This is a genomic window from Streptomyces sp. FH025 (assembly GCF_017427025.1).
In the GTDB taxonomy this organism is placed as follows: domain Bacteria; phylum Actinomycetota; class Actinomycetes; order Streptomycetales; family Streptomycetaceae; genus Kitasatospora.
Map to the genome: position 1 here is coordinate 1 of NZ_JAFLNG010000657.1, position 4,327 is coordinate 4,327.

Annotated in this window: 4 protein-coding genes; 1 reads left to right on the forward strand and 3 read right to left on the reverse strand. The window is 76.1% G+C overall.

Annotation, left to right across the window (positions count from 1 at the left end; translation table 11 throughout):
* Positions 1-126: 126 nt before the first annotated feature.
* On the reverse strand, positions 127-798 hold the full coding sequence (locus J0670_RS31470; protein WP_207815305.1) for a class I SAM-dependent methyltransferase: 672 nt from the start codon (positions 796-798) through the stop codon (positions 127-129).
* A 239-nt stretch (positions 799-1,037) separates the two neighbouring features.
* On the opposite strand from J0670_RS31470, the gene J0670_RS31475 reads away from it, so the two are divergent.
* Positions 1,038-2,123: a Zn-dependent alcohol dehydrogenase gene (locus tag J0670_RS31475; RefSeq protein ID WP_207815307.1), complete on the forward strand. Its 1,086-nt coding sequence runs from the start codon at positions 1,038-1,040 to the stop codon at positions 2,121-2,123.
* Positions 2,124-2,202: 79 nt separating this feature from the next.
* Here J0670_RS31475 and J0670_RS31480 read toward each other — a convergent pair whose 3' ends face one another.
* Both J0670_RS31480 and J0670_RS31485 read right to left on the reverse strand, forming a co-directional pair.
* Positions 2,203-2,376, reverse strand: a complete 174-nt coding sequence (locus J0670_RS31480) for a hypothetical protein (RefSeq protein ID WP_207815311.1) — start codon at positions 2,374-2,376, stop codon at positions 2,203-2,205.
* 169 nt (positions 2,377-2,545) lie between these two features.
* Positions 2,546-4,327: ABC transporter ATP-binding protein (locus tag J0670_RS31485; protein WP_307806783.1), on the reverse strand; the 1,782-nt coding region annotated here is incomplete at its 5' end.

The window sequence follows — 4,327 nt, forward strand, 5'->3', positions numbered from 1 at the left end:
CCCCCACCGTCCGCCGATGCTCCGTCTGCCTGGTGCTGCTGCGCGGCCACCGTACCGTTCGAACCCCCGCCCGACAGCCCCGGCACGACGTTAGAGCATCCGCCCGGGGCTGTGGGGGAGTTCCGGTCAGGCCCGGGGAGCGCCCGGGACCGCCGCCCGGCGCAGGACGCGCAGCGAACCGGTCACCGAGACCTCCTCGAAGCCCTCGGCCAGCGCCCGCAGGTACACCCGGTACGGGGCCTGGCCGCCGTCCGCCGGGTCCGGGAACACGTCGTGCACCACCAGCAGGCCCTCCGGCGCCAGGTGCGGCACCCAGCCCTCGTAGTCGCCGGTGGCGTGCTCGTCGGTGTGACCGCCGTCGACGAACACCAGGCCCAACGGCCGCCCCCACAGCGCGGCGATCCGCGGGGAGCGGCCGACCAGCGCGACCACGTGCTCCTCCAGCCCGGCGGCGTGCAGGGTGCGGCGGAAGCGGGGCAGGGTGTCCATCAGCCCGACCTCCCGGTCCACCAGCGTCGGGTCGTGGTACTCCCAGCCGGGCTGCTGCTCCTCCGAGCCCCGGTGGTGGTCCACGGTCAGCGCGACCGTCCCGGCCTCGCGGGCCGCCGCGGCCAGCAGGATCGCCGAGCGGCCGCAGTAGGTGCCGATCTCCAGCAGCGGCAGCCCGGTGCGCCGGGCCGCCTCCACCGCCGCCGCGTACAGCGCGAGGCCCTCGTCCACCGGCATGAACCCGGTGGCCGCCTCGAACGCCGCCAGCACCTCGGGCGCCGGTCGGGCGCTCTCCAGCAGGTCGGACATGCGGTGCTCCTCGGGTCGGTACGGCGGACGGACGTGCTCGGACCCTACTCGACGGTAGCGGGGACGGCGGCGGCGCGGTGCCCGCGGAACCGCCGGGCGGGCAGGCTGGAACGCGTTCTAGTCGGCGGATGGCGGCCGTGCCAGAATCGGGCCGACCGTCCATCCTCGGCGCTCAAGCTGCCCAGGCACTTGAGGGTGAGAGGCGTACGAAGCACACGAGGCACACCGGGAGCAGCCCCATGCGCGCAGCCGTCCTGCACAAGACCGGCCAGGACACCCTCGACGTCCGCGAGGACGTGACGGCGGTCGGATTCGGCCCGGGCACCGTACGGGTCCGGATGCGCGCCGCGAGCCTGTGCCACTCGGACCTCTCCGCGATGAACGGCGTGCTGCCGCAGCCCGCGCCGTTCGTCCCCGGGCACGAGGGCGCCGGAGACGTCGTGGAGGTCGGCGAGGGCGTCACCGGGGTCGAGCCCGGCGACCGCGTGGTGCTCTGCTGGATGGCGCCCTGCGGGCGCTGCGCCCACTGCGAGAGCGGCCGCGGCCACCTGTGCGTCGCCAGCCTGCGGCGCCTCGGGGCCCCGGGCTTCCGGTTCTCCGAGGATGGTGCGCAGGCCTCCGGCTTCTACGGCACCGGGGCGTTCGCCGAGGAGGTCGTGGTCGCGGCGGACGCCGTGATCAAGGTGCCGGCCGACCTGCCGTACGAGGCCGCCGCGCTGATCGGGTGCGGGGTGACCACGGGCGTCGGCGCCGCCGTCAACACCGCCCGGGTCGAGCCCGGCTCCTCGGTCGCGGTGATCGGCGCGGGCGGGGTCGGGATCGCCACCGTGCAGGGCGCCCGGGTCTGCGGCGCCGCCCGGATCACCGTCGTCGACCCGGTGGCCTCGCGCCGTGAGCGCGCCCTGACCTTCGGTGCCACCGAGGCGATCGCCCCCGAGGAGCTGAAGGCGGTCGCCAAGGGCCTGCCGGGCGGCGGCTTCGACTACGTCTTCGAGGCGGTCGGCCGCGCCGCCACCGTCCGGGCCGGGTACGACGCGGCCCGGCGGGGCGGCGCGGTGGTGGTCATCGGCGCGGGCGCCCAGGACGACCTCGCGCAGTTCACCATGGGCGAGCTGTTCTTCAACGAGAAGCGGCTGCTGCCCTCGCTCTACGGCGGGGCGCCGGTGGCGCGCACGATCGGGCTGGTCGTCGACCTGTGGCGGGCCGGGCGGATCGACCTCGACGGGATGGTCACGCACCGGGTCGGGCTGGCGGACGTGAACGAGGCGATCGCGCAGATGCGCAGCGGCGAGGCGCTGCGGACGGTGGTCTCGCTGGACCGGTGAGGTCGCGTCGACTCGACGTGCGAGGGCCCGCCGGGCGTGCTCCCGGCGGGCCCTCGCGGTGTGTCGGTTGTTGCCGGGGTCAGCCCCGGGCGCCGGCCGCGCGGTGGCGGCCGTGCGGGTCTGCCCCGGGGGTGTCGTCGGCGGAGGACGCGCCGCGGTGGCGGCCGTGCGCCGCGGTCTCCTCGGCCGTCTTCTCGTCGGCGTCGGTCCCGTTGGTCATGGGTCCGGTGGTGTCGGTGAGGGTGTCGGACATGAGAATCGTCTTTTCCGTGCGGAGGGTGCAGGTCATCATCGGCGCCCGCCCGGCGCCGGGGGCGCACGGTCGGGTCCCCGATCGGGCGCTCGGTACGCGCCCACAGCCGGTGATCGCGGCCCGTGCCCCGGCCACCATAACGGCCGGGACGGACGAGATCCTATCGAGATCATGACGCGAGTCCTGTCGTGCCCGGGGGTGTTGGGCGGTGGGGTGTCGGGCCGTTCGACGTCGTGTTGTTCGTGTCGTTCGACGTCGATCCGATCGGTTCCGGACCGTTCGCCGTCGAGCCGAGCCAGTGGCCGACGAGCTCGCGGTAGAGCGGGGACAGCACCTGGAGGTCGCCGTGCCGGGCCAGCACGCCCCGGCCGCCGTCCAGCAGCAGTACCCGGTCCGCGCGCAGCGCCGAACTGATCCGGTGCGCGATCACCACCAGTGTCCCCGGCCGGGCGGCGAAGGCCCGCTCGACCCGCTCCTCGGCGGCGGCGTCCAGGTGGCAGGTCGCCTCGTCCAGCACCACCACCGGTGCGGGCGACACGTACGTCCGGACCAGCGCGATCAACTGGCGCTCTCCGGCCGACAGTTCACCCGGATCGCGCAACGCGCCGCCCAGCCCGCCCAGGCGCGCCACCAGGTCGTCGGCGCCCAGGCGCTCGACGGCTTCGGCGAGTCGGAGGTCGGTGGTCTCGGGGGCGAGCCAGGCCAGGTTCTCCCGCAGCGACCCGGGGAACACGTACGCCTCCTGAGGGAGCAGGGCGACGTGCCCCACCGTCACCTCCCCGGCGGTCGGCGCCACGATCCCCGCCAGCAGCCCGGCCAGGGTCGACTTCCCAGCCCCGCTGACGCCGACGACCGCCACGTGCTCCCCGGCGCGGAACGCCGCGTCCAACCCGTCGAGCACCGGAGCGGCGCCGGGGCCGTGCGCGTACCGGACGCCGACCAGCCGCACCTCCCCGGCGGGCGCGTCGGGCGGCTGGGCGACCGGCGGCCGACGGGCGTCGGGCGCGGTGACCGCCGCCAGGCGGTCCAGCACCACGGCGAGGCTGAGCAGCCAGCCGCCGACCGTACCGGCCAAAGTCCGTACCGCAGGGTCGAGTTGCTGCAGGAGGTAGGTGGTGACGCCGAGCAGCTCACCGGCGGTCAGGGCGTCGTGCGCGAGCAGCCACGGCGCCGCCGCCAGGACGGCCAGCACCGGCAGCCGCCCGCCGAGCGCCACCACCAGCGCACGCAGCGCCGAGGCCCGGCCCAGCGCCCGGGAGGCGGCGGCGCTCTCCCGCGCGGCCTCCGCCAGCGCCCGGGCGACCTCCTCCCCGGTGCCCGAGGCCTGTACGTCGCGCAGCCCCTGCAACGCCCGCCCGGCCTCGGCGGCGAGCCGTTCCTCGGCCAGCACCACCGCCCCGCGGCGAGCGGTCATCGGGCGCAGCAGCCGGACGAAGAGCGCCCCGGCCGCCAGCAGCGGCAGCAGGACCAGCGGCAGGACGACGGGCGCCAGCAGCGTCAGGCCGACCAGCGCGGCGACCAGCGTGACCCCCACCCCGCGCAGGGTGCGCAGCAACGTCGCGGTCAACTGCCGTGCGGACTCGACCTGTTCGGTGAGTCGGGCGACCTCGGCCGGATCCGCCGACGGGCGCGCGAGCGCGCTGCGCACCACCCGCTCCACCAAGGAGTCCCGCAGCGGCTCCACCACCCCCGCGAGGTGCGGGAACCCGGCCCGCGCCGCGTACGCCCGCACCGCCATGGCCGCCCCGAAGCCGCCCAGCCAGGCCAGGCCGACTCCCGGCCGCCCGGCCAGGAAGCCCTGGTCCACCGCGGCCGAGACGAAGAGCCCCGACACCAGCGGCGGCAACGCCTCCACTCCGGACCACGCGAGCAGACGCACCAGGGCCCGGCGGGTGGTCCCCAACTCCCGGAGCAGCAGCCCCCAGCCCGGTGCGGCGCGGAAGGAGGACCG

Coding starts and splice junctions, on each gene's coding strand:
- J0670_RS31475 (WP_207815307.1), top strand. CDS start 1,038: ATGCGCGCAGCCGTCCTGCACAAGACCGGCCAGGACACCCTCGACGTC.
- J0670_RS31470 (WP_207815305.1), bottom strand. CDS start 798: ATGTCCGACCTGCTGGAGAGCGCCCGACCGGCGCCCGAGGTGCTGGCG.
- J0670_RS31480 (WP_207815311.1), bottom strand. CDS start 2,376: ATGTCCGACACCCTCACCGACACCACCGGACCCATGACCAACGGGACC.